Raw genomic sequence first — 23,865 nt, 5'->3', positions numbered from 1 at the left:
ACCCCGCCCCCCGGCCAGCCCCAGGGCTACGGCTACCCGGGGCAGCCGGGTCAGCCCTATGGGCAGCAGCCTCCGTACGGCGCCTACCAGCAGCAGCCCCCGACCATGCCGATGGCCCCGCAGGCCGGCGGCACCGGTGGCTCGGGCGGCGGCGGCCTCACCAGCCAGATGAAGATCATCATCGGCGCGGTGGTCGCGATCGCCCTGATCGTCGGCGGCGGTGTCTTCTACGCCACCACTTCGAAGGACGAGACCGAGGCCAGCTCCGAGGGCTCGTCCGGCGGCAAGGGCGGCAAGGGCGGCGAAGGGGAGAAGAAGGGCGGCGGTGGCGCGGCCGAGGGCGGTCCGGGCAAGGAGAAGGTCCCGGCCAACACCGCGGGCAAGATCGTCATGCAGCTCCCGCAGCCCGAGGTGCCCAAGGACGACGTCTGGAGCATCAAGGGCTCCTGGCTCACCGAAGGCGTCTACGCCAAGGCGGGCGTCAACAAGATCGTCGGCTATGACTCGGCCACCGGCAAGGAGCTGTGGACCCGGCCGCTCGACGGCCAGACCTGCGCTGGCTCGCCCGAGGTCACCAAGGACGGCGTCGCCGCGGTCGCGTACGAAGAGGGCAAGCGGAACAAGTCGGGCGACCACGAGACCTGCTCGAAGATCTCCGCGATCGACCTGAAGTCCGGCGAGCTGCTCTGGACGGAGCAGGTCAAGGAGGGCAGCTCGGCGGCGCGCGTCGAGGAGCTCACCATCAGCGGCAGCACGGTCGCGGTCGGCACCAGCGCCGGCGGCGCCGCCTTCAAGGCGGCCTCGGGCGATCACCTGTGGGAGCCGGAGGTGGGCAGCAAGTGCCAGGACGAGGGCTACGCGGGCGGCGAGCAGCTCGTCGCGGTGCGTCAGTGCGGTGACTACGGCGACGAGAAGCTGAGCGTCGAGCTTCTCGACTCGTCGACCGGCAAGGCCCAGTGGAGCTACCCGGTGACGCCGGGCGTCGACAACGCCAAGATCATCTCGACGAGCCCGGTGGTCTTCGGCCAGGACACCCAGGAGATCACCTCCAGCGGCGCCACGGACGTCTTCTCGATCGACGACCAGGGCAAGCTGCGCGCCAAGATCTCGCTGCCCGACGGCAAGTACGACCACAACTGCGAGGTCAACGTCGTCCACGACTGCAGCTCGATCGCCGTCGGCAACGACAAGCTGTACGTCCCGACCCGCCAGCACGACGGCGGCGGTGACGGATACAGCCAGACCAACGAGATCATCTCGTTCTCGCTGAAGACGGGTAAGACCACCGGCGACCGCGCCGACGCGGGCGAGGACGGCGAGATGTTCCCGATCCGGATGGACGGCGGCAACATCCTGGCGTACAAGGACGGCGGCTACAACAAGGGCTCCCAGATCGTCTCCATCAACGGCAAGACGATGAAGGAGACCAAGCTCCTGGAGACCCCGGCGGCCGAGGCCGTCGGCAGCGCGATCAGCGGCATGGTCCCGAAGTCGAACGAACTCCTTTACGGCGACGGCAAGCTGTTCCTGGGCAAGGAACTGATCAGCAAGCCGTACTCGAAGGACGAGAAGGAGTACACGGCGCTGGGTTTCGTGGCGGAGTAACTCCGCAGGTCAGTACTCGGCTCGCAGTACCGGACGGCCCCGTTCCCCTTGTGGAGCGGGGCCGTTCCGCATTCCCGTGCGCGGCTTCCGTACGCACGTACCCCGAATCACCCGCTCATGGCCGGGATTTCCGCATTACGGGCCGCTTCTCGCCGGTAGGGGGCGCGCAACGTCGAACAAGCGTGTAGCTTCCCGGGGGATGAGTGGGTGCGGGGCCGGGGGGCCCTCGATCCGTGGGGGATCAGTGGGGGAAATTGGGGGGTTGCTCTATGGGTGTGCGGCTCATGGTGGTCGACGATCACCGACTGCTCGCCGAGGCGCTCGCCTCGGCGCTGAAACTGCGCGGGCACCGGGTGCTCGCCGCGGCGGCGCCCGCCGCGGGTGCGGCGGAACTGGTCATCAGCCGGGCCCCCGAGGTCTGCCTCCTCGGCACGGCGACGCCCGCCGAGGCCGGCATGTTCGACCCGGTGGTGAAGATCAAGCGGGAGCGGCCGCAGGTCGCGGTGGTGGTGCTCGGCCCGGTGCCGAGCCCGCGCGGCATCGCGGCGGCGTTCGCCGCGGGCGCCTCCGGGTACGTACGCCATGACGAGCGCATCGAAGGCGTCGAGCGGGCCATCATGAAGGCGAGAGCGGGCGAGGCGGCCGTCGCCCCGCAGCTGCTCCAGGGCGCGTTCAGCGAGCTCCTGAACCCGGCCGCGCAGCCCGACGACGAGGGGCAGCGCCTCCTTCAGATGCTGACGCCGCGCGAGGTCGAGGTCCTGGTGCGGGTCGCGGACGGCGAGGACACCCGTCTGATCGCGGCCGGGATGGGCATCGCGCCGAGCACCGCGCGGACGCATGTGCAGCGGGTCCTGATGAAACTGGGCGTCGGGTCCCGGCTCGAGGCCGCGGCGCTCGCAGCGCGGACCGGACTCCTGGACCGGGCTGAACGGCCGGTGCCGGCCTATGACGACGATGTGGAGAAGCCGACGGAGCCCGAGTCACCGCCACAGTGAACTCGGGCCCCGGCCAGGGGTGTTACTCGTCCTCCGGCTCCTGGGCGGGCGGCACCGAGGGGCGCAGCCACAGCCAGCCGAGGAAGAAGAGCCCGAGCGCCAGCATGGCGAGGCCCGTCCACAGGTTGATGTTGATGCCCTCCGCCTTGTCCATGTCGGCGTCGGACGGTGAGATCCCGGCGATGGTCACGATGACCCCGTACACGACGAACAGGCCGCCGATGATGCGCCGGATGTCGAAGAGACGGGCCGCCGTGGCGGACTTGCGCTCCAGCTCGGAGACTTCGTTTCGCAGTTCAGACATGTTCTTCCGGACCTCCGATCGGGGTTAGAGCGAGTACGGCAGGTAGCAGGCCGCGGCGAGCACGATCGCTCCCCAGCCGAGCAGCGCGGGCTTGCGGTACCAGGCGTCGTCGCCCTCGGCGGGCGGCTCCTCCAGGTCCGGCGCGGTCGTCCCGTACACCAGACCGGCCAGCTCGGCCTCCGGCTTGGGCGCGGTGAAGAGCGTGACGACGACCATCACCACGGCACCGGCGACGAAGCCGACGATCGCCGAGACGAAGTTGGCGCCCTGGTCGGTCGGGATGTCGATGACGCCCTGCTTGTAGATCCAGAAGTAGTTGACCATCGCGGCGGTCGTGCCCGCGATCAGGCCCCACACGCCGGACTTCACGGAGGCGCGCTTCCAGAACATGCCGATGATGAAGACCACGAACATCGGGACGTTGAAGAAGGAGAACAGCGTCTGCAGGTACCCCATGATGTTCGAGAACGACGAGGCGATGAAGGCCGTGCCGATGGAGGCGAGGACACCGATCGCCGTGATCAGCCGGCCGAACTTCAGGTAGTAGCCGTCGGGCTTGTCCGTCTTCACGTACTTGGCCCAGATGTCGTACGTGAACACGGTGTTGAAGGACGAGACGTTCGCCGCCATGCCCGCCATGAACGCGGCGAGCAGACCGGTCACCGCGATGCCGAGCACGCCGTTGGGCAGCAACTCCTGCATCAGGTACGGGATCGCGTCGTTGTACGTCAGATCCGACCCCGCCGTGCCGATCTTCGGGACGAGTACGGCGGCGACCAGGCCCGGGATCATCACCAGGAAGACGATGAAGATCTTCGGGAAGGCGGCGATCAGCGGGGTGCGCTGGGCGGCGGAGAGGTTCTTCGCGGACAGGGCGCGCTGCACCTCGGCGAAGTTCGTCGTCCAGTAGCCGAAGGAGAGCACGAAGCCGAGGCCGAGGATGATCGTCAGCCAGTTCGCGCCGAGCGGGTTGGCGTCACCGATGCCGGTGCCGCCCCACGCGGTCATGAAGTTCTCGCCGTGCGACTTCTCGATCGACCCGCTCAGGCCGTCCCAGCCGCCGACCTTCTTCAGGCCGATGACGCAGATCGGGATCAGCGCGGCGAGGATCACGAAGAACTGGAGCACCTCGTTGTAGATCGCCGAGGAGAGCCCGCCGATGGTGATGTACGCCAGGACGAAGAACCCGGCGACCACGATCGCCACCCACTGCGGCCAGCCGAGCAGCGCCTCGACGACGATCGACAGGGCGTAGAGGTTCACGCCCGCGATGAGTATCGCCGCGAACGCGAAGAGCACCGAGCTGAGCAGGTGCGCCGACTTGTCGAAGCGCTGGAGCAGGTACTCCGGGACCGAGCGGACCTTGGAGCGGTAGTAGAACGGCATCATCACGAGGCCGAGGAAGACCATCGCGGGAATGGCGCCGATCCAGTACCAGTGCACGACCGCGACGCCGTACTGGGCGCCGGTCGCGGCCATGCCGAGGATCTCTGTGGCGCCGAGGTTCGCGGCGACGAAGGCGAGACCGGTGACCCAGGCGGGCAGCGAACGGCCCGAGAGGAAGAAGTCGAGGCTGGTCTTCACGGAGCGCCGGGCGGCGAAGCCGATGCCGAGGACCACCGCGAAGTAGATCGCGAGGATCGCGTAGTCGAGGCCGTTGGTGGGCAGCCGAAGCCCCTCGGCCAGGGTTTGTGTGGGGGACTGCATAGGTGAACTCGCTTCGTTGCGCGAACGGATCAGACCGGAACCTACGCCTCTTGCTTCAATAACTGAACAGTTCTGTTGGTGTTCTTTGTTGGATTGTGATCGGACACATAGCTTCCGCCCAGTTCCGGCCCGTGCCGACCCGTTCCAGCCCGTGCTGGACCGGTCACGCCGCGGCATTGACGTTGCTGTTGCCTTGTGGTTTGTTGTGTGCGGTTATGTTTGATGGGTGTTGGTGAGGAGCCCTGGACGTGAAGAAGACCTCGACCCGTCTCGCAGACGGTCGTGAGCTCATCTACTACGACTCGCGCGACGACGCGGTGCGTGACGCTGTGGACCGCAGGCCGCTCGACCCCATCTCCACCACAGCGGAGATCCGGCGCGACCCGCTGCTCGGCGACGCCGTCGCCATCGCCTCGCACCGCCAGGGCCGCACCTACCACCCCCCGGCCGACGAGTGCCCGCTCTGCCCCTCCGACGGCGAGAGGCTGAGCGAGATCCCCGACTCCTCGTACGACGTCGCGGTCTTCGAGAACCGCTTCCCCTCGCTCGCCGGCGACGCGGGCCGCTGCGAGGTCGTCTGTTTCACCTCCGACCACGACGCGTCCTTCGCCGACCTCACCGAGGAACAGGCCGGACTCGTCCTGGACGCCTGGACGGACCGGACCGCCGAGCTCTCCCACCTGCCCTCCGTGGAGCAGGTGTTCTGCTTCGAGAACCGCGGCGCCGAGATCGGCGTGACCCTCGGCCACCCGCACGGCCAGATCTACGCCTATCCCTTCACCACTCCGCGTACGTCACTGATGCTGAGGTCCCTCGCCGCGCACAAGGAGGCGACGGGCCGCAACCTCTTCGACGACGTCGTCGCCGACGAGCGGGCAGGGGAGCGGGTGGTCCTGGACGCCGAGCACTGGGTCGCGTTCGTCCCCTACAGCGCGCACTGGCCCTACGAGGTGCACCTCTACCCCAAGCGCCGGGTGCCGGACCTGCTCGGGCTCGACGAGGCCGCGCGCACAGAATTCCCCCAGGTCTATCTGGAACTGTTGAGGCGCTTCGACCGGATCTTCGGCGAAGGTGAAGGCGGGGCCCGGAGTGAGGCGCTGACGCCCTACATCTCGGCCTGGCATCAGGCGCCCTTCGGCGCGCTGGAGGGACATGACGGGGTCAACCGGGACGACTTCGCGCTCCACCTCGAGCTTTTCACCATTCGCCGCACTTCGGGCAAGCTGAAGTTCCTCGCGGGTTCCGAATCCGGCATGAGTGTGTTCATCAACGACGTGCCGCCGGAAGCCGCGGCCCAGCGACTGCGAGAGGTAGCGAGTTCATGAGCGGTAAGTACCTGGTCACCGGCGGTGCGGGCTATGTGGGCGGTGTGGTGGCCCAGCATCTGATCGAGGCCGGGCACGAGGTGACCGTCCTCGACAACCTCTCCACCGGCTTCCGCGAGGGCGTCCCGGCGGGCGCGAAGTTCATCGAGGGCGACATCCGAGATGCCGCCAAGTGGCTGGACTCCTCCTACGACGCGGTCCTTCACTTCGCCGCCTTCTCACAGGTCGGCGAGTCCGTCGTGAAGCCCGAGAAGTACTGGGACAACAACGTCGGCGGCACCATGGCGCTGCTCGCCGCGATGCGCGACGCGGGCGTGCGCAAGCTGGTCTTCTCCTCGACGGCGGCGACGTACGGCGAACCGGTCAGCACCCCGATCACGGAGACGGACCCGACCGCTCCGACGTCCCCCTACGGCGCGTCGAAGCTCGCCGTAGACCACATGATCACGGGCGAGGCCGCGGCGCACGGCCTGGGCGCGGTCTCGCTGCGCTACTTCAACGTGGCGGGCGCGTACGGCGCCTACGGCGAGCGGCACGACCCCGAGTCGCACCTCATCCCCCTCGTCCTCCAGGTCGCGGCGGGCAAGCGCGAGGCGATCTCTGTCTTCGGCGACGACTATCCGACCCCCGACGGCACCTGCGTCCGCGACTACATCCACGTCGCGGACCTCGCCCAGGCGCACCTCCTCGCGGTCGACGCGGCCACCCCCGGCGAGCACCTGATCTGCAACCTCGGCAACGGCAACGGCTTCTCCGTACGGGAAGTCATCGAAACCGTCCGCCAGGTCACCGGCCACCCGATCCCCGAGGTCATGGCCCCGCGCCGCGGCGGCGACCCGGCGGTCCTCGTCGCCTCCGCGGCCACCGCGCGGGACCGGCTCGGCTGGAATCCGACCCGCGCGGACCTCGCGGGCATCGTCGCCGACGCGTGGGCATTCGCCCAGCGCAAGTAGGGGTAGAGGGGTAACTCATGGATGTAGCGGGTCAGTTCACGGAGCTGTACGGATGCGCGCCCGACGGCGTCTGGTCGGCACCCGGCCGGGTCAACCTCATCGGCGAGTACACCGACTTCAACGAGGGCTTCGTGATGCCGCTCGCGCTGCCGCACACCGCGGTGGCGGCGGTGGCGCGCCGCACGGACGGCGTCCTGCGCCTGCACTCCGCGGACATCGACGCGCCGGTGGCCGAACTGCGCGTCGACGAGCTGACCCCCTTGACGCTGACCGCCCGGGGGGCCGGGCAGGGCGGCTGGGCCGCCTACCCGGCCGGCGTGGTCTGGGCGCTGCGGGACGCGGGCCACGCGGTGGCCGGCGGCGCGGACATCCACCTGGCCTCGACGGTGCCGACGGGTGCGGGCCTCTCCTCGTCGGCAGCCCTGGAGGTCGTGACGGCCCTCGCCCTGAACGACCTGTACGAACTCTCTCTGTCCCGCCCCGAGTTGGCGGTCCTCGCCCAGCGCGCCGAGAACGCCTTCGTCGGCGTCCCCTGCGGTGTCATGGACCAGATGGCATCGGCGTGCGCCACGGCAGGACACGCCCTGCACCTGGACTGCCGGGACCTGTCGATACGTCAGATCCCCTTCGACCTCGCCGCACAGGGCCTGCGGCTCCTGGTGGTCGACACACGGGTCAAGCACGAGCTGGGGGACGGTGCGTACGCCGAGCGGCGGGCGGGCTGCGAGGAGGGGGCGAGCATCCTCGGGGTGTCGCATCTGCGCGACGTCGCGTATGCCGAACTGCCTTCGGCTCTGTCTGAATTGACGGATGAGAAGATCCGCCGCTACGTCCGCCACATCGTCTCGGACGACCACCGCGTCGAGCGGGTCATCGCCCTCCTCGACGCGGGCGACGTACGCGCGATCGGCCCCGTCCTGACCGAGGGCCACGCCTCGCTCCGCGACGATCTGCGCATCTCCTGCGAGGAGTTGGACCTGGTCGTCTCCACCGCGAACTCCTCCGGTGCGATCGGCGCCCGGATGACGGGCGGCGGCTTCGGCGGCTCGGCGATCGTCCTGGTGGAGGAGCCGGACGCGGAGTCGGTCACGAAGTCCGTCCTGGAGGCATTCGCGACGGCGGGCTTCACGGCACCGCGGGTGTTCCCGGCGGTGCCTTCGGCGGGGGCGCGGCGCGTGGCGTGATCGGTCCGTGCGGATCCGGCCGTGGGTTCCCTGCGGGGCGCCCGCGGCCGGTCACCCGTTGTGATGACGATCAGTGGAACCGGCCGTTACCGTTGTGGGGCAGGCCGAGAATCCCGTCCATGGGAGGAACCATGACCGCCGAGCCGATCGCAGCGCACGAGCCCGAGCCCGAGCCTGAGCCCGAGCGCGAGCGCGAGCAGGGCTGCCGCTGGCCGGTGCCGCCGCAGGACGGGTACACCGTGAACGACCTGTTCACTCTGCCCGACCTCCCGCCGCACACCGAGCTGATCGACGGGAGCCTTGTCTTCGTAAGTCCGCAGCGATATTTCCACAGCACTATGACCGATCTTCTGGTGACCGGCCTGCGTGGCACGGTCCCCGAGACCCTCAAGGTCCGACGGGAGATGACCGTCGAACTGGACCCGCGCAACGGTCCCGAGCCCGACATCAGCCTCGTCCGCACCGAAGCCGTCACCGGTATGGAGCAGACGAGGTTCGCGGCCACCGACGTCCTGCTCGCGGTCGAGGTCGTCTCGCCCGACTCGGAGTCCCGCGATCGCGACACCAAGCCCCGCAAATATGCCGCCGCCGGGATCCCGAACTTCTGGCTGGTCGAGATGACGGACGCGAACCAGCACCCCGTGGTGCGGGTCTACGAACTCGATCCGCTGTCCAAGACGTACGTCCTCACGGGCATCCACCACGACCAGCTCAAGATCCCCGTCCCGTACGACATCGACGTCGACATCAGCGTGAAGGCGCTCAAAGAGCTGTGACGGACAGCTTCTTCGTCAGCGTGAACTCCTTTGCGCCCTCCGGGTAGTCGGGGATCACCGAGACCACCTCGTACCCCTGCCCCCGGTAGAACCCGGGAGCCTGGAAGTCCCATGTCTCGACACGGGAGTTGAGACAGCCACGCTCCTCACGCGCGATCTGCTCCGCCTCGCCGAGCAGCCGCGCGCCCAGGCCCGCACCCCGGTACCCCTCCGCGACCCAGAGGTGGTTCACATGGAGCCAGCGCCCCCAGGTGTGCCCGGCGAGGCCGCCGGCCAGTGCATCCGTTCGGTCAAGGACCCATACGGCCAGCGGCACTTCGCGATCCTGGGGGGTGCCGTGCAGCGCGCGGAGCGCCGGGGACGCCGCCGCGTTCGCGGCCTCGAGCCCGTTCAGCAGCAGAGCGAACCGCGCTTTGTCGACTCCTGTCTCCATACGAAACATACGGCTCACCATAAACGCGCTGGCCAATCAGTTCTGTAAATCACCTTCCGCTCCTGCCCTCCGGCCCTACTCTGAGGGCAGTGCCGGTGGGGGCCGGCACCGTTCAGGGGGCGAGACAGTCGGGTACGGCGCCCGGCATGGGGGTAGCAGTCACAGCACGGCGGCGGCCGTGCGACTGCGTCGACCCTCGTTCCGGGCGCCGTACCCGCACCGTAAGTCCTCCGGCTTTGGGGTATCCCCTGCTCTCCGAGGAGAGCTTGGGGAAGGGGGTTTCAGTGGTTCGTATCCGAGTCCTGGTCGTCGACGACCACCGCATCTTCGCCGAGTCGCTCGCCGCGGCTCTGGCGGCGGAGCCGGACGTCGACGTGTCCGCGGCGGGCAGCGGCCCGGCCGCGCTGCGCTGCCTCGAGCGCGCGATCGCCGAGGGGCGCAGATACGACGTGCTGCTCGTCGACGCCGACCTCGGCGCGTCCGCGAGCGCCCTGCAGGGTGTCCGGCCCGCGCCTTCGGTGCAGGACGGCAACGCGGACGGTCTGGTGGACGGCATCTCTCTGGTCGCCGGGGTCCGTTCGGGCCAGCCGATGGTCCGTACGGTCGTGCTCGCGGAGAAGGACGACCCGCGCAGGGCCGCCCTCGCGCTGCAGGCGGGAGCGTCGGGCTGGGTCGCCAAGGACTGCTCCCTGTCCCGGCTGCTTACCGTCATCCGGGGGGTGCTGCGGGAGGAGACCCATCTGCCGCCCGCGCTGCTCACCGGCGTCCTGCGCGAGCTGACCGCGGCGCGCAAGCACCGCACGGAGTCCGAGCGCCTCGTGGAGTCCCTGACGCCGCGCGAGCGCGAGGTGTTGCGGTGCATGGTGGCGGGCCTGGGCCGCAAGGCGGTCGCCGAACGCCTCTTCCTCTCCCCGCACACGGTGCGTACGCACATGCAGAACGTGCTGGGGAAGCTGGGCGTGCACTCCACGCTCGCGGCCGTCGCGCTGGCCCGCAGGGCGGGCGTGGGACCGGTCGACCTAGCCGGGGATGTTGTCGAACGGGGCGGTCAACTGGCGTAGCAGCGCGGCCAGTTCGCCCCGCTGTGCGCGCGAGAGTTCGGCGAGGATGGCCCGCTCCTGCTCCAGGAGCCCGGCGAGCGCCTGGTCGGCCCTGTCCTGCCCCTCCTCGGTGAGCCGCACGAGCACGCCGCGCCGGTCGCTGGGATCGGGCAACCGCTCGACGAGGCCCTTCTTGGCGAGGCGGTCGATGCGGTTGGTCATCGTGCCGGAGGTCACCAGGGTCTGCGTGAGCAGCTGCCCGGGGGAGAGCTGATAGGGCGCGCCCGCGCGCCGCAGCGACGTCAGTACGTCGAACTCCCAGGGCTCGAGGCTGTGCTCGGAGAAGGCGAGCCGCCGGGCCCGGTCCAGATGCCGCGCGAGCCTGCTGACGCGACTGAGTACCTCGAGCGGTTCCACGTCGAGGTCAGGGCGCTCCCGGCGCCACGCTGCGACCAGCCGATCGACCTCGTCCTCCATGACGATCAGTGTAGGGGGTCTGTCGACATGAAGTCTCTTGACGTCAAGATACTTATGGGTCGAGGATGGCGGTACGACGCCGAGGCACGTGAATCCAGGAGGCCCCGCCGATGTCCGCAGCCGCCAACACCCCTGCTGCCGCAGCCGCTCCCACCTGGGATCCGGGGCAGTACCTGCGCCACGCGGGCCACCGCGCCCGCCCTTTCGTCGACCTGCTGACCCGAGTCCCAGAACTCCCCTCCCCTCCCGACCGCCCGCTCCGCATCGCGGACCTCGGCTGCGGCCCCGGCAACATGACCCGGCTCCTGGCCGAGCGGTGGCCCGCGGCGCACATCACCGGATTCGACAACTCCCCACAGATGCTGGAGCGGGCCGAGGCCGTCGCGGGCCCCACGGCGGGCGGCGGCCGCCTCGACTTCGCCCGGGCGGACGCGACGAACTGGGCACCGCCCGAGCGCACGTACGACCTGATCCTCTCCAACGCCACCCTCCAGTGGGTGCCGGGCCACCCCGGCTCCTTCCCCGCCTGGGTGGCGGCGCTCACCCCCGGCGGCACGTTCGCCTTCCAGGTCCCCGGCAACTTCGACGCCCCCAGCCACGTCCTGATGCGGGAACTGAGCGAGTCGGACCGCTGGCGCGCCCGACTCGGCGGCCACCTCCGCCACGCGGACGCGGTGCTCTCACCGACGGCATACCTGGAACGGCTCGTCCCGCTGGGCTGCGAGGTGGACGCCTGGGAGACGACCTACCTCCACCTACTGGAGGGCGAGGACCCGGTCCTCGACTGGGTGAAGGGAACGGGCCTGCGCCCGGTCCTGACGGCGCTGGGGGACGACACGGAGGCGAGGCAGGCGTTCTTGTCCGAGTACGCCGAACTGCTCCGCAAGGCGTACCCGGCGGGGGCGGGCGGCACGGTCTTCCCGTTCCGCAGGGTGTTCGCGGTGGCGCGGCGCACCAGGTGACGCTGATCGCCGTCGACCATGTACAGCTGGCCGCACCGGCCGGCAGCGAGCCGGGGCTGCGGGCGTAGTACGTCGAGGCCGACTTCCGCCCGGCACGCAAAGCGCATCCCGGGCTGCGGGTGCGGGACATCTCGGCGTACGCCGAGCGGCTGGCTTCGCGGGGTGCGGCCGTCGTCTGGGACGACGCCCTTCCGGGCCACCGCCGCTTCTACTCCTACGACCCGGCAGGCAACCGCCTGGAGTTCCTCGAACCGGGGTAACCGGAGGGGGCGGGGGCGCACACCCCCGCCCCCTCCGCGGCTAGCTCTTGCGGTGCCCTATCAGGCGCGGCTTCGGCTCAAGGCCGTCCAGGCCGTGCCACGCCAGGTTCACCAGGTGGGCCGCCACCTCCGCCTTCTTCGGCTTGCGGACGTCCAGCCACCACTGGCCCGTCAGCGCCACCATGCCGACCAGTGCCTGGGCGTACAGCGGGGCCAGTTTCTGGTCGAAGCCGCGGGTCTTGAACTCCTGCCCGAGGATGTCCTCCACCTGCGTCGCGATGTCGGAGATGAGGGACGCGAAGGTGCCCGTCGACTGGGCGACGGGCGAGTCGCGGACCAGGATGCGGAAGCCGTCCGTGTACGTCTCGATGTAGTCGAGGAGGGCGAAGGCCGCTTGCTCCAAGAGCTCGCGCGGGTGGCCTGCCGTCAGTGCGCCCGTCACACCGTCGAGCAGTGCCCGCATCTCGCGGTCCACCACCACCGCGTACAGACCCTCCTTGCCGCCGAAGTGCTCGTACACGACCGGCTTGGAGACGCCCGCCTTCGCGGCGATCTCCTCCACCGACGTGCCCTCGAAGCCCTTGGCGGCGAAGAGCGTACGGCCGATGTCCAGCAGCTGCTCCCGGCGCTCGGCACCCGTCATCCGGGTACGGCGGGCACGCCGGGGCTGCTTCTCTTTGCCGGAAGGACTGGAATTGCTGGAGTCGGTCGCCACGTCGTCAATCATGCCGGGCCGACGGTCTTCGGCTTCCGGCGGGACTCGATACGGGACTCCGAAGGCCAGCGCACGTCCGTCGCCCAGCCCAGCTGCTCGCACCAGCGGATGATCCGGGCGGAGGAGTCCAGCTGGCCCTTCAGTACGCCGTGCCGTGCCGACGTCGGGTCGGCGTGGTGCAGGTTGTGCCAGGACTCACCGCAGGACAGGACCGCGAGCCACCACACGTTGCCCGAGCGGTCGCGCGACTTGAACGGGCGCTTGCCCACCGCGTGGCAGATCGAGTTGATCGACCACGTGACGTGGTGGAGGAGGGCCACGCGGACGAGAGAGCCCCAGAAGAAGGCCGTGAAAGCGCCCCACCACGACATCGTCACCAGGCCGCCCACCAGCGGCGGGATCGCGAGCGACACGATCGTCCACAACAAGAACTGGCGGGAGATGCGGCGCAGTGCCGGGTCCTTGATCAGGTCCGGTGCGTACTTGTCCTGCGGCGTCTGCTCCTCATCGAACATCCAGCCGATGTGCGCCCACCACAGGCCCTTCATCAGGGCGGGGACGGTTTCGCCGAAGCGCCAGGGGGAGTGCGGGTCACCCTCCGCGTCCGAGAATTTGTGGTGTTTGCGGTGGTCCGCGACCCAGCGGACCAGTGGGCCCTCCACCGCCATCGACCCCGCGACCGCCAGCGCGATCCGCAACGGACGCTTCGCCTTGAAGGAACCGTGCGTGAAGTAGCGGTGGAACCCGATCGTGATGCCGTGGCAGCCCAGGTAGTACATGAAGACGAGCAGGCCGAGGTCCAGCCAGCTCACCCCCCAGCCCCAGGCCAGCGGCACCGCCGCGACCAGCGCCAGGAACGGGACGGTGATGAACAGGAGCAGCGTGATCTGTTCGAGTGAGCGCTTCTGCTCACCGCCGAGTGTCGCCGATGGCAGAGGAGCGGCGTCCGAGTCGGCTCGTGGAGCGTCGTCGATCACATCGGTGTCGGAGTACGCATCGGAAGATGGGGTCATGGGCACGTCCCCTGTGGGGTCGAGGGTTGAGGGTTACAACGGTCACAGCGGGCGCGGGGTGCACACAGCCGTGCGCTCCCGTCGTTCCTACGGTCCCGTAACCTACGGCGTCGTAAGTATGGCAGCGCGGAACGCGGCGGCAAGAGGCCGCGAGCCCGTGCCGCGAAGTGACACCTATCCTTGGAATCGGTCGGACAGCGCGGTCCGCTCTCTCTTTCCCCCGGAACACGGATTCCTATCCGGCCCGGGACCCCTCCCAGTACTGACGTGCTTCAACACTGCAAGGAGCCGCATCTGTGAGCAGTGCCGACGACCAGACGAACACCACAGCCAGCACCGAACTGCGCGCCGACATCCGGCGCCTCGGCGATCTGCTGGGCGAGACCCTCGTCCGTCAGGAGGGTCCCGAGCTCCTCGAACTGGTCGAAAAGGTCCGCCGCCTGACCCGCGAGGACGGCGAGGCCGCCGCCCGCCTCCTCGGCGGCACGGAGCTGGAGACAGCGGCCAAGCTGGTCCGCGCCTTCTCCACGTACTTCCATCTGGCGAACGTGACCGAGCAGGTCCACCGAGGCCGCGAGCTGCGCGCCCGCCGGGCCGCCGAGGGCGGACTCCTGTCCCGCACGGCCGACCGCCTCAAGGACGCCGACCCCGAGCACCTGCGCCAGACCGTGCAGCACCTGAACGTGCGGCCCGTCTTCACCGCGCACCCCACCGAGGCCGCCCGCCGCTCCGTCCTCAACAAGCTGCGCCGGGTCGCCGCGCTCCTCGAGACCCCGGTCATCGAGGCCGACCGGCGCCGCCACGACACCCGGCTCGCCGAGAACATCGACCTGGTGTGGCAGACCGACGAGCTGCGCGTCGTCCGCCCCGAGCCCGCCGACGAGGCCCGCAACGCCATCTACTACCTGGACGAGCTGCACGCCGGCGCCGTCGGGGACGTACTGGAAGACCTCACCGCTGAACTGGAGCGCGTCGGCGTCGAGCTGCCCGAGGGCACCCGGCCGCTCACCTTCGGCACCTGGATCGGCGGCGACCGCGACGGCAACCCGAACGTGACTCCCCAGGTCACCTGGGACGTCCTGATCCTCCAGCACGAGCACGGCATCAACGACGCCCTCGAGCTCGTCGACGAGCTGCGCGGCTTCCTCTCCAACTCCATCCGCTACACCGGAGCCACCGAGGAGCTGAAGGCCTCCCTCCAGCTCGACCTGGAGCGGCTGCCCGAGATCAGCCCCCGCTACAAGCGGCTCAACGCCGAGGAGCCCTACCGGCTCAAGGCCACCTGCATCCGGCAGAAGCTGGAGAACACCAAGCAGCGCCTGGCCCGCGGCACCGCCCACGAACCGGGGCGCGACTACCTCGGCACCGGTGAGCTCCTGCACGACCTCACCCTCGTCCAGACCTCGCTGCGCGAGCACAAGGGCGGCCTCTTCGCCGACGGCCGGATGAACCGTACGATCCGTACGCTCGCCGCGTTCGGCCTGCAGCTCGCCACCATGGACGTACGCGAGCACGCCGACGCCCATCACCACGCGCTCGGGCAGCTCTTCGACCGCCTCGGCGAGGAGTCCTGGCGGTACGCGGACATGCCGCGCGAGTACCGGCAGAAGCTGCTCGCCAAGGAACTCAGGTCGCGGCGTCCGCTCGCGCCGTCCCCGGCGCCGCTCGACGCGGCCGGTGAGAAGACCCTCGGCGTCTTCCTCACCGTCAAGAAGGCCCTGGAGGTCTTCGGGCCCGAGGTCATCGAGTCGTACATCATCTCGATGTGCCAGGGTGCCGACGACGTCTTCGCGGCCGCCGTCCTCGCACGCGAGGCGGGCCTCGTCGACCTGCACGCCGGCTGGGCGAAGATCGGCATCGTGCCGCTCCTGGAGACCACGGACGAGCTGCGCGCCGCCGACGTCATCCTCGACGAGATGCTCGCCGACCCGTCGTACCGCCGCCTGGTCGCCCTCCGCGGCGACGTCCAGGAGGTCATGCTCGGCTACTCGGACTCCTCCAAGTTCGGCGGCATCACCACCTCGCAGTGGGAGATCCACCGGGCTCAGCGGAGGCTGCGTGATGTCGCGCACCGCTACGGCGTACGTCTGCGGCTCTTCCACGGCCGTGGCGGCACCGTCGGCCGTGGCGGCGGCCCGTCGCACGACGCGATCCTCGCGCAGCCCTGGGGCACGCTCGAGGGCGAGATCAAGGTGACCGAGCAGGGTGAGGTCATCTCCGACAAGTACCTCGTGCCTTCGCTGGCGCGGGAGAACCTCGAGCTGACCGTGGCCGCGACGCTGCAGGCCTCCGCGCTGCACACGGCCCCCCGCCAGTCCGACGAGGCGCTCGCCCGCTGGGACGCGGCGATGGACGTCGTCTCCGACGCCGCGCACTCCGCCTACCGGCGGCTCGTCGAGGACCCGGACCTGCCGACGTACTTCCTCGCGTCGACGCCGGTCGACCAGCTCGCCGACCTGCACCTCGGCTCCCGGCCCTCCCGCCGCCCCGGCTCGGGCGTTTCGCTCGACGGCCTGCGCGCCATCCCGTGGGTCTTCGGCTGGACGCAGTCGCGGCAGATCGTGCCGGGCTGGTTCGGCGTCGGCTCGGGCCTGAAGGCGCTGCGTGAGACCGGTCTGGACACCGTGCTCGGCGAGATGCAGGAGCACTGGCACTTCTTCCAGAACTTCATCTCGAACGTGGAGATGACCCTGGCGAAGACGGACCTGCGGATCGCCCGCCACTACGTGGACACGCTCGTCCCCGACGAGCTCAAGCACGTCTTCGAGATGATCGAGGCGGAGCACGCGCTGACGGTGGCGGAGGTCCTGCGGATCACCGGCGGCGAGGAACTGCTGGGTTCGCACCCGGCGCTCCAGCAGACGTTCGCGATCCGCGACGCCTACCTGGACCCGATCTCGTACCTCCAGGTCGCGCTCCTGAAGCGGCAGCGGGACGCGGCCGCCGCCGGCGAGGAGGCGGATCCTCTGCTGGGCCGCGCCTTGCTCCTGACCGTCAACGGTGTGGCAGCAGGACTGCGTAACACGGGCTGAGGCCTCTGGTCCCGGGGCCCCGCGCCATGGTTGGTGCGGGGCCCTTTGCCGTCTGCGAGTGCGTCGTGGCTGGTCGCGCAGTTCCCCGCGCCCCTTCGGGGCGCTGCCAGGCCGCAGCGGACTTCGGCAGGACCGCCTAGAACGCCAACGTCACGTACGACGCCGTCAGCAGCGCCCCGCCCGCCAAGGCCAGCGCCCACGCCACGCGGCGCAGGCGCAGGCCGCCCGCCACCACCACCGCCGAAAGCAGCAACGCACCGCCCAGCGGGAGCCAGGCGTGGAGGAAGCCGGGGCCGCCCGCGCGGACGACCTCCGAGGTGCCCGGCTTCACGGCCACCGGGATCCGCGCACCCTTCTTCTCCGCGATCGAGCGGTTGATCACCACCCGCTCACGCGCCTTGGAACCGGCGGATCCAGGAGCGTACGACCCCACGCACTCCTCGTCGTCGCACCGCGAGACCGTCATCGTCCCGCGCTCCCGCTCACCCGTGAGCATCACGTGCTGCGCGGTGCCCCAGGACGCCCAGATCCCGGCGACGAGAAGCAGCACCGCGAGCCCACCCATAGCCGTACGGCGTCCGAGAAGCAGCGCGTTCATGGCGGCGATCCTTGGCCATATGGCTGCGCTCAGTCAACACTCGCCGGGAACGGGACCCCGACGGCCTCAGGAGTTGTACGCGCTCTGCGCCCGCTCCAGACCCTCGATGACCAGCGCCTGGACCGCATCGGCCGCCCGGTCCACGAAGTAGTCCAGCTCCTTGCGCTCCGCCGAGGAGAAGTCCTTCAGCACGAAGTCCGCGACCTGCATCCGCCCCGGCGGACGCCCGATCCCGAACCGCACCCGGTGATAGTCCGAGCTCATCGCCTTCGTCATCGACTTCAGACCGTTGTGGCCGTTGTCGCCACCGCCCAGCTTCAGCCGCAGCGTGCCGTAGTCGATGTCCAGCTCGTCGTGGACCGCGACGATGTTCGCCACCGGCACCTTGTAGAAGTCGCGCAGCGCCGTCACCGGAGCGCCCGAGACGTTCATGTACGACATCGGCTTCGCCAGGACCACACGGCGGTTCGCCGGGCCCACCGGACCGATCCGGCCCTCAAGCACCTGAGCCTGCGCCCGGCCCGCACGCTTGAACGTGCCGCCGATCCGGTCCGCGAGGAGGTCGGCCACCATGAAGCCCACGTTGTGCCGGTTCATCGCGTAACCAGGGCCTGGATTGCCCAGACCCACGATCAGCCACGGGGCGCTGGGATCCGTCGTCATCTGCATGTCTCCTTCATAGCTCTCTTCATAAGCCCTCCGCATAACCCAACCGCCGCCCCGCGCACGGAGCGCGGGGCGGCGGTTGTCAGTCGAGCTCGGTCGAGCGCCGGGGTGAGGCTCAGGCCTCGGCGGCCTCGGGGGCCTCGCCCTCGGCGGCCTCGGGGGCCTCCTCGGCCTGCGCGGCCAGGACCTGCAGGACCACGACGTCGTCCTCGACGTTCAGGGTGGTGCCGGCGGGCAGCGGGATGTCCTTGGCGAGGATGGTCGCACCGGCCTCGAGACCGGCGATGGAGACGGTGACCGACTCCGGGATGTGCGTGGCCTCGGCCTCGACGGGCAGCGCGTTCAGCACGTGCTCGAGCAGGTTGCCGCCCGGGGCGAGCTCGCCCTCGGTGTGCACGTAGATGTCGACGTTGACCTTCTCGCCCTGACGGACGAGCAGCAGGTCGACGTGCTCGAGGAAGCCCTTGATGGCGTCACGCTGGACGGCCTTCGGGATCGCGAGCTGGGTCTTGCCGTCGATGTCCAGGGAGAGCAGGACGTTCGCCTGACGCAGCGCGAGGTGCAGCTCGTGGCCCGGAAGGGTGATGTGGACCGGGTCGGCGCCGTGACCGTAGACAACGGCCGGAACCTTGGACTCGCGGCGGATGCGGCGGGCGGCGCCCTTGCCGAACTCGGTGCGGGTCTCGGCGGCGATCTTGATCTCAGCCATGGTGCACTCCTCGTTTGTCAGGTGTGTCGAAATGGGGGCGGTTACCCGGCCATACGACTACTGGCCTGCTACGAAGAGCGCGTCGATAACGGACCGCCACACACTGTGCTTCATCAGAAGCGTGTGCGGCCTCCCTCGCCGAGCAACTCAGTGAGTCTACCCGGCGGGAAGGCCGCACCCAAAGTGGATCTCTACAGCAAGATCCTCAAGGCTCTTGAGGTCTTACGCCTGCTCCTCGAAGAGGCTCGTCACCGAACCGTCCTCGAAGACCTCACGCACCGCGTTCGCGATCGTCGGCGCGATCGAGAGCACCGTGATCTTGTCGAGCTCCAGGTCGCCCGGGTCGGGCAGCGTGTCCGTGAAGACGAACTCGCTCACCTTGGAGTTCTTCAGACGGTCCGCGGCCGGACCGGACAGCACACCGTGCGTCGCCGTCACGATGACGTCCTCCGCACCGTGCGCGAACAGCGCGTCGGCGGCGGCGCAGATCGTGCCACCCGTGTCGATCATGTCGTCGACCAGGACACAGACGCGGCCCTTCACGTCACCGACCACCTCGTGCACGGTGACCTGGTTCGCGACGTCCTTGTCACGGCGCTTGTGGACGATCGCCAGCGGCGCGCCCAGACGGTCGCACCAGCGGTCGGCGACGCGCACGCGGCCGGCGTCGGGGGAGACCACGGTCAGCTTCGAGCGGTCGACCTTCGCGCCCACGTAGTCCGCGAGGACCGGCAGCGCGAAGAGGTGGTCGACCGGGCCGTCGAAGAAGCCCTGGATCTGGTCCGTGTGCAGGTCGACCGTGAGGATGCGGTCCGCACCCGCGGTCTTCATCAGGTCCGCGACCAGACGGGCCGAGATCGGCTCACGACCGCGGTGCTTCTTGTCCTGGCGGGCGTAGCCGTAGAACGGCACGATCACCGTGATGGAGCGGGCCGACGCGCGCTTCAGCGCGTCGATCATGATCAGCTGCTCCATGATCCACTTGTTGATCGGAGCCGTGTGGCTCTGGATCAAGAAGCAGTCCGCGCCACGAGCCGACTCCTGGTACCGCACGTAGATCTCGCCATTGGCGAAATCGAAAGCCTTCGTCGGCACGATGCCGACACCCAGCTTGTGTGCGACCTCCTCGGCCAACTCGGGGTGGGCGCGGCCGGAGAAGAGCATCAACTTCTTCTCGCCGGTCGTCTTGATCCCGGTCACAGCACTGTCTCCTCAGAGAGTTCTTCCCGCTGCCGTACTCACGCGTCCCGATGCGACGAGTCGGCCGAATGTGTGCACCTATCACGGTACGCCGTGTCAGACGCACCGGTTTCCGGTCAGCTTTCGCCGTCCGGCTTCCGGGACGCCGCCTCCGCCGCCTTCGCAGCCGCGCTCCCCGGACGCTTACGAGCCACCCAGCCCTCGATATTCCGCTGCTGGCCCCGCGCCACGGCCAACGAACCGGGCGGCACATCCTTCGTGATCACAGACCCGGCGGCGGTGTAGGCGCCGTCCCCGACCGTGACAGGAGCCACAAACATGTTGTCCGAACCGGTCCGGCAGTGCGACCCCACCGTCGTGTGGTGCTTCGCCTCACCGTCGTAATTCACAAAGACGCTCGCCGCACCGATGTTGGAGTACTCACCGATCGTCGCGTCGCCCACGTACGACAGATGCGGCACCTTCGAACCGTCACCGATCGTCGCGTTCTTCATCTCCACATACGTACCCGCCTTGGCCTTCACACCAAGCCGCGTCCCCGGCCGCAGATACGCGAACGGACCGACACTCGCCTGCGCCCCGATCTCGGCGCTGTCGGAGACCGTGTTGTCGACGCGCGCACCGGCGCCGACACGGGTGTCCTTCAGCCGCGAGTTGGGCCCGACCTCGGCACCCTCACCCAGGTGCGTCGCACCCTGCAACTGCGTACCCGGATGCACGATCGCGTCCTGCTCGTACGTCACCGTCGCGTCGAACCACGTCGACGCGGGGTCGACCACCGACACACCGGCCAGCATGGCCTCCGTCAGCAGCCGCTCGTTCAACGTGCGCCGCGCCTCCGCCAGTTGTACGCGATTGTTGATCCCCGCGATCTCCTGGTGATCGGCGGCGACGGACGCCCCGACCCGGTGCCCGGCCTCCCGCAGGATGCCGAGGACGTCCGTCAGGTACTCCTCACCCTGACTGTTGTCCGTCCGCACCTTGCCGAGCGCGTCGGCGAGCAGCTCCCCGTCGAACGCGAACACCCCGGAGTTGATCTCCCGGATCGCGCGCTGCGCGTCCGTGGCGTCCTTGTGCTCGACGATCGCGGTCACGGCACCGCTCTCGCCGTCCCGCACGATCCGCCCGTAACCGGTCGCGTCCGGCACCTCGGCGGTCAGCACGGTGACGGCGTTGCCGTCGGCGGTGTGCGTCGCGGCCAGCTTCTGCAGGGTGGCGCCGGTCAGCAGCGGAGTGTCCCCACAGACGACGATCACGGTCCCGTCCACGGAACCACCGAGCTCCTCGAGCCCGATACGGACCGCGTGACCCGTGCCGTTCTGCTCGCTCTGGTAGGCGGTGCGGACGTCGGGTGCGATCACCTCGAGGTGACCGGTGACCTGCTCCCTGGCGAACCCGACGACGGTGACGAGCCGCTGCGGGCTCAACGCGTACGCGGCTTCGAGCACGTGCCCGATGAGGGAACGCCCACAGATCTCATGCAGGACCTTGGGGGTGGCCGACTTCATACGGGTGCCCTCACCCGCTGCGAGGACGACGACGGCTGCCGGGCTGTTGGCGCTCACGGGGGTGCCCTTCGGCTTCGAATGTGCGGGGGGTGGACATCCGCAGGATACCGGGGCGTTGTGGGGCGGAAATGAGGGCGGGTCCTGACTGCGACAGTCAGGACCCGAACCGAGCAAGCTCCCCCGCCAGGACTCGAACCCGGACAGATGGCACCAAAAGCCACAGTGCTGCCAATTACACCACGGGGGATTGAAGCGGCCTAAACCGGACATCCAGTCAGGTCGCCGATTCGGCACCCAACACTATGCCGTACCAAGCCCCTTCCGTGCGACGGTAGCGATCAGTGCTCATGCGGCAACCCCTGTCCGGAATGAAGGCGTCCGGTTCGAAATGGTGAGCGATTCAGTAGTTCGAGGGATACCGGCGGGTTTCGCTTCTTCTCGAACGAGGGGTGTGCTGGATCACCGCGCGTAAAACTCGCCGGAAAAGGAGGGCTTCGCGCCCGTAGGCTGGAAGGCATGACCACGACGGGGGAGAGCCACAGGGCGGCCGTGACCGGGCCGTGGTGGTGGGAGCGGAGGCGCAGTGCCGCGCTTGATGTGGGGCTCGCGCTGGCTTCGGCGGCGGAGTGCGGGGCCGAGGGGATCACGTTTTCGGGGGATACGGGGATTCCGGCGCCGGTCGGCGTGGCCTTCGGGGCCGTGGCCGGGGCGTCGTTGGTGCTGCGGCGGCGGTGGCCGATCGCGGTGGTGCTGGTCTCGATCGCGATCACGCCTGCCCAGATGGGGATTCTGCTGACCATCGTGGGGCTCTATTCGCTGGCCGCGTCCGAGCTGCCGCGGCGGATCATCGGGTCGCTCGCGGGGATGTCGCTGGTGGGGACGCTCATCGTGACGTTGGTGCGGACGCGGCAGGACATGGAGAGCGGGGATCTGGGGTTCGCGGAGGGGTTCATACCGTTCATCGCGATCATGACCTCGATCGGTGTGACCGCGCCGCCGATTCTGCTCGGGTTGTACGTGGGGGCGCGGCGGCGGCTCATGGAGAGTCTGCGGGAGCGTGCCGACAGTCTGGAGCGGGAGCTTCAACTGCTGGCCGAGCGGGCCGAGGAGCGGGCCGAGTGGGCGCGTAATGAGGAGCGGACGCGGATCGCGCGGGAGATGCATGACGTTGTCGCGCATCGGGTGAGTCTGATGGTGGTGCATGCCGCCGCGTTGCAGGCTGTGGCCCGGAAAGATCCTGAGAAGGCCGTCAAGAATGCCGCGCTGGTCGGTGACATGGGGCGGCAGGCGTTGACGGAGTTGCGGGAGATGCTCGGGGTGCTGCGTACGGGGGAGTCGGGGGCGGTTTCCGGCGTCCAGCGGCGTGTGTCGGCGTCCGATGCGGTGCCGTTGGCCGCGGTGGGGTTCGCCGCGGCGGCTGCCGCCTCGCGTGCGGTGGATGAGGACGGGCCGTGTCTGGCGGAGCTGGACGAGCTGGTGGGGCAGTCCCGTGCGGCGGGGATGGCGGTGGATCTGTCCGTGGAGGGGGAGTCGCGTGCGTACGCCGCCGAGGTGGAGCAGACGGCGTATCGCGTGGTGCAGGAGGCGTTGACGAACGTGCACAAGCACGCGGCGGGCGCGAAGACGTATGTGCGGCTCGCGCATCGCGGTGCGGAGATCGCGATGCAGGTCGAGAACGAGCCGCCGCCGGAGGCGGGTCCCGTGGACGCCCGGCTGCCGAGTGGGGGGAATGGGCTTGTGGGGATGAAGGAGCGGGTCACCGCGCTGGGTGGGGTGTTCGTGTCGGGGCCGACGGACGCGGGTGGTTTCCGGGTGTCGGCGGTGCTGCCGGCTGGGGCTTAGCGCCCCATAGGGGCGCGGGGAACTGCGCGACCAGCTACGACGGCGCGGCAGGCGAACAACGGCACTCCCCGCGGAGCGCTCGGCTCAGCCCGCCGTGAGGCGTTCCGGCTGGGTGCCCGACAGGAGGGTGGCGAGCGCTTGGTCGATATGAGCCCCGAGGTACCAGTCGCCGCTGTGGTCGAGGGAGTACACGCGGCCCTCCGCGTCGATGGCCAGCAGGGCCTGGGTTTCCGTTTCCTCGCCGATGGGGCAGACCTCGGAGTCCAGGGCGCGGCCGAGGTCTCCCAGGGTGCGGGCCATGTGGAGGCCGTACAGGGGGTCGAGGTGCATGGCGGCGGGGGCTATCTGGCGGCCGGGGCCCTGTGGGGTGATGTGGAGGCCGCCGAATTCCGCCCAGGCCTCGACTGCCGCGGGGAAGACGGTGTGCCGGTGGCCGGCGGGTGAGGTGTGGCTGCGCAGTACGTCGGCCCAGATTTCTGCCTGTTTTATGTCCCAGCGTCCGGGGCGCCAGCCTGCCGCGCGCAGGGCTGCGTCGACGGGGACGGGGAAGCGGGGGTTGGC

General features: G+C 69.4%; 22 protein-coding genes, 1 tRNA gene and 1 pseudogene. 11 read left to right on the top strand and 13 right to left on the bottom strand.

The window, feature by feature from the left end; all coding sequences use genetic code 11:
* Together E2651_RS22745 and E2651_RS22740 are read left to right on the top strand one after the other, a co-directional pair.
* Positions 1-1,605 (top strand): PQQ-binding-like beta-propeller repeat protein (locus E2651_RS22745; protein ID WP_245239105.1); only part of this gene is annotated, 1,605 nt, incomplete at its 5' end.
* A 269-nt stretch (positions 1,606-1,874) separates the two neighbouring features.
* Complete coding sequence (locus E2651_RS22740; RefSeq protein ID WP_135333041.1) at positions 1,875-2,600, top strand: LuxR C-terminal-related transcriptional regulator; 726 nt, start codon at positions 1,875-1,877, stop codon at positions 2,598-2,600.
* A 22-nt stretch (positions 2,601-2,622) separates the two neighbouring features.
* Here E2651_RS22740 and E2651_RS22735 read toward each other — a convergent pair whose 3' ends face one another.
* On the bottom strand, positions 2,623-2,904 hold the full coding sequence (locus tag E2651_RS22735; RefSeq protein ID WP_135333040.1) for a hypothetical protein: 282 nt from the start codon (positions 2,902-2,904) through the stop codon (positions 2,623-2,625).
* 24 nt (positions 2,905-2,928) lie between these two features.
* Positions 2,929-4,611 (bottom strand): sodium:solute symporter family protein, encoded by a 1,683-nt coding sequence (locus E2651_RS22730; RefSeq protein WP_135333039.1) that lies wholly within the window; start codon positions 4,609-4,611, stop codon positions 2,929-2,931.
* 248 nt (positions 4,612-4,859) lie between these two features.
* Between E2651_RS22730 and galT the strand changes: the two genes are divergently transcribed.
* The 4 genes from galT to E2651_RS22710 all read left to right on the top strand — a co-directional run bounded on the left by galT (position 4,860) and on the right by E2651_RS22710 (position 8,849).
* Positions 4,860-5,936, top strand: coding sequence for a galactose-1-phosphate uridylyltransferase (galT, locus tag E2651_RS22725; RefSeq protein ID WP_135333038.1), 1,077 nt, complete (start codon positions 4,860-4,862; stop codon positions 5,934-5,936).
* A complete protein-coding gene (galE, locus tag E2651_RS22720) occupies positions 5,933-6,889 on the top strand; it encodes a UDP-glucose 4-epimerase GalE (protein ID WP_135333037.1) in 957 nt (318 codons plus the stop codon). Before galT ends, galE begins: the two co-directional genes overlap by 4 nt.
* Before the next feature lie 17 nt (positions 6,890-6,906).
* A complete protein-coding gene (gene galK, locus E2651_RS22715) occupies positions 6,907-8,073 on the top strand; it encodes a galactokinase (protein WP_135333036.1) in 1,167 nt (388 codons plus the stop codon).
* A 131-nt stretch (positions 8,074-8,204) separates the two neighbouring features.
* Positions 8,205-8,849 carry a Uma2 family endonuclease gene (locus tag E2651_RS22710; protein WP_135333044.1) on the top strand — a complete coding sequence of 215 codons (645 nt, stop codon included), beginning with the start codon at positions 8,205-8,207 and terminating at the stop codon, positions 8,847-8,849.
* On the opposite strand, the gene E2651_RS22705 is transcribed toward E2651_RS22710, so the two are convergent.
* Positions 8,836-9,303, bottom strand: a complete 468-nt coding sequence (locus tag E2651_RS22705; RefSeq protein ID WP_135333043.1) for a GNAT family N-acetyltransferase — start codon at positions 9,301-9,303, stop codon at positions 8,836-8,838. The genes E2651_RS22710 and E2651_RS22705 overlap by 14 nt on opposite strands.
* 263 nt (positions 9,304-9,566) lie before the next feature.
* On the opposite strand from E2651_RS22705, the gene E2651_RS22700 reads away from it, so the two are divergent.
* Positions 9,567-10,343 carry a response regulator transcription factor gene (locus tag E2651_RS22700; RefSeq protein WP_135333035.1) on the top strand — a complete coding sequence of 259 codons (777 nt, stop codon included), beginning with the start codon at positions 9,567-9,569 and terminating at the stop codon, positions 10,341-10,343.
* Here E2651_RS22700 and tamR read toward each other — a convergent pair.
* The gene (gene tamR, locus E2651_RS22695; RefSeq protein WP_135333034.1) at positions 10,302-10,799 is read right to left on the bottom strand and encodes a MarR family transcriptional regulator TamR; all 498 of its coding nucleotides are present in this window, start codon (positions 10,797-10,799) and stop codon (positions 10,302-10,304) included. The genes E2651_RS22700 and tamR overlap by 42 nt on opposite strands.
* A 110-nt stretch (positions 10,800-10,909) precedes the next feature.
* Between tamR and E2651_RS22690 the strand changes: the two genes are divergently transcribed.
* Both E2651_RS22690 and E2651_RS22685 read left to right on the top strand, forming a co-directional pair.
* A complete protein-coding gene (locus tag E2651_RS22690; protein WP_135333033.1) occupies positions 10,910-11,761 on the top strand; it encodes a trans-aconitate 2-methyltransferase in 852 nt (283 codons plus the stop codon).
* Positions 11,762-11,763: 2 nt separating this feature from the next.
* Positions 11,764-12,021, top strand: a pseudogene (locus E2651_RS22685) (VOC family protein).
* 40 nt (positions 12,022-12,061) lie between these two features.
* Here E2651_RS22685 and E2651_RS22680 read toward each other — a convergent pair.
* On the bottom strand, positions 12,062-12,748 hold the full coding sequence (locus tag E2651_RS22680) for a TetR/AcrR family transcriptional regulator (protein ID WP_135333032.1): 687 nt from the start codon (positions 12,746-12,748) through the stop codon (positions 12,062-12,064).
* On the bottom strand, positions 12,745-13,749 hold the full coding sequence (locus tag E2651_RS22675) for a fatty acid desaturase (protein ID WP_135333031.1): 1,005 nt from the start codon (positions 13,747-13,749) through the stop codon (positions 12,745-12,747). Before E2651_RS22675 ends, E2651_RS22680 begins: the two co-directional genes overlap by 4 nt.
* Positions 13,750-14,045: 296 nt before the next feature.
* Between E2651_RS22675 and ppc the strand changes: the two genes are divergently transcribed.
* Positions 14,046-16,781 (top strand): phosphoenolpyruvate carboxylase, encoded by a 2,736-nt coding sequence (ppc, locus tag E2651_RS22670; protein WP_135333030.1) that lies wholly within the window; start codon positions 14,046-14,048, stop codon positions 16,779-16,781.
* A gap of 136 nt (positions 16,782-16,917) precedes the next feature.
* On the opposite strand, the gene E2651_RS22665 is transcribed toward ppc, so the two are convergent.
* The 6 genes from E2651_RS22665 to E2651_RS22640 all read right to left on the bottom strand — a co-directional run bounded on the left by E2651_RS22665 (position 16,918) and on the right by E2651_RS22640 (position 21,709).
* The gene (locus tag E2651_RS22665) at positions 16,918-17,379 is read right to left on the bottom strand and encodes a hypothetical protein (RefSeq protein WP_209446219.1); all 462 of its coding nucleotides are present in this window, start codon (positions 17,377-17,379) and stop codon (positions 16,918-16,920) included.
* A 66-nt stretch (positions 17,380-17,445) separates the two neighbouring features.
* Entirely contained in the window at positions 17,446-18,048 is a 603-nt protein-coding gene (pth, locus tag E2651_RS22660) for an aminoacyl-tRNA hydrolase (RefSeq protein WP_135333029.1), read from the bottom strand.
* Between the two features lie 112 nt (positions 18,049-18,160).
* Positions 18,161-18,754 (bottom strand): 50S ribosomal protein L25/general stress protein Ctc, encoded by a 594-nt coding sequence (locus E2651_RS22655; protein ID WP_135333028.1) that lies wholly within the window; start codon positions 18,752-18,754, stop codon positions 18,161-18,163.
* 222 nt (positions 18,755-18,976) lie between these two features.
* On the bottom strand, positions 18,977-19,954 hold the full coding sequence (locus tag E2651_RS22650; protein WP_135333027.1) for a ribose-phosphate diphosphokinase: 978 nt from the start codon (positions 19,952-19,954) through the stop codon (positions 18,977-18,979).
* 116 nt (positions 19,955-20,070) lie between these two features.
* Positions 20,071-21,519, bottom strand: coding sequence for a bifunctional UDP-N-acetylglucosamine diphosphorylase/glucosamine-1-phosphate N-acetyltransferase GlmU (gene glmU, locus E2651_RS22645; protein WP_135333026.1), 1,449 nt, complete (start codon positions 21,517-21,519; stop codon positions 20,071-20,073).
* A 118-nt stretch (positions 21,520-21,637) separates the two neighbouring features.
* Positions 21,638-21,709, bottom strand: a tRNA-Gln gene (locus E2651_RS22640).
* 269 nt (positions 21,710-21,978) lie between these two features.
* On the opposite strand from E2651_RS22640, the gene E2651_RS22635 reads away from it, so the two are divergent.
* A complete protein-coding gene (locus E2651_RS22635; protein ID WP_135333025.1) occupies positions 21,979-23,304 on the top strand; it encodes a histidine kinase in 1,326 nt (441 codons plus the stop codon).
* Positions 23,305-23,388: 84 nt separating this feature from the next.
* Here the strand turns inward: E2651_RS22635 and E2651_RS22630 are convergent.
* Positions 23,389-23,865: SUKH-3 domain-containing protein (locus E2651_RS22630; RefSeq protein WP_135333024.1), on the bottom strand; the 477-nt coding region annotated here is incomplete at its 5' end.

The sequence above is a fragment of the Streptomyces sp. MZ04 genome, assembly GCF_004684775.1.
Taxonomy (GTDB): Bacteria; Actinomycetota; Actinomycetes; order Streptomycetales; family Streptomycetaceae; genus Streptomyces.
The sequence above is the reverse complement of the archived record's forward strand: the minus strand, read 5'-3'. Positions and strand labels throughout refer to the sequence as shown.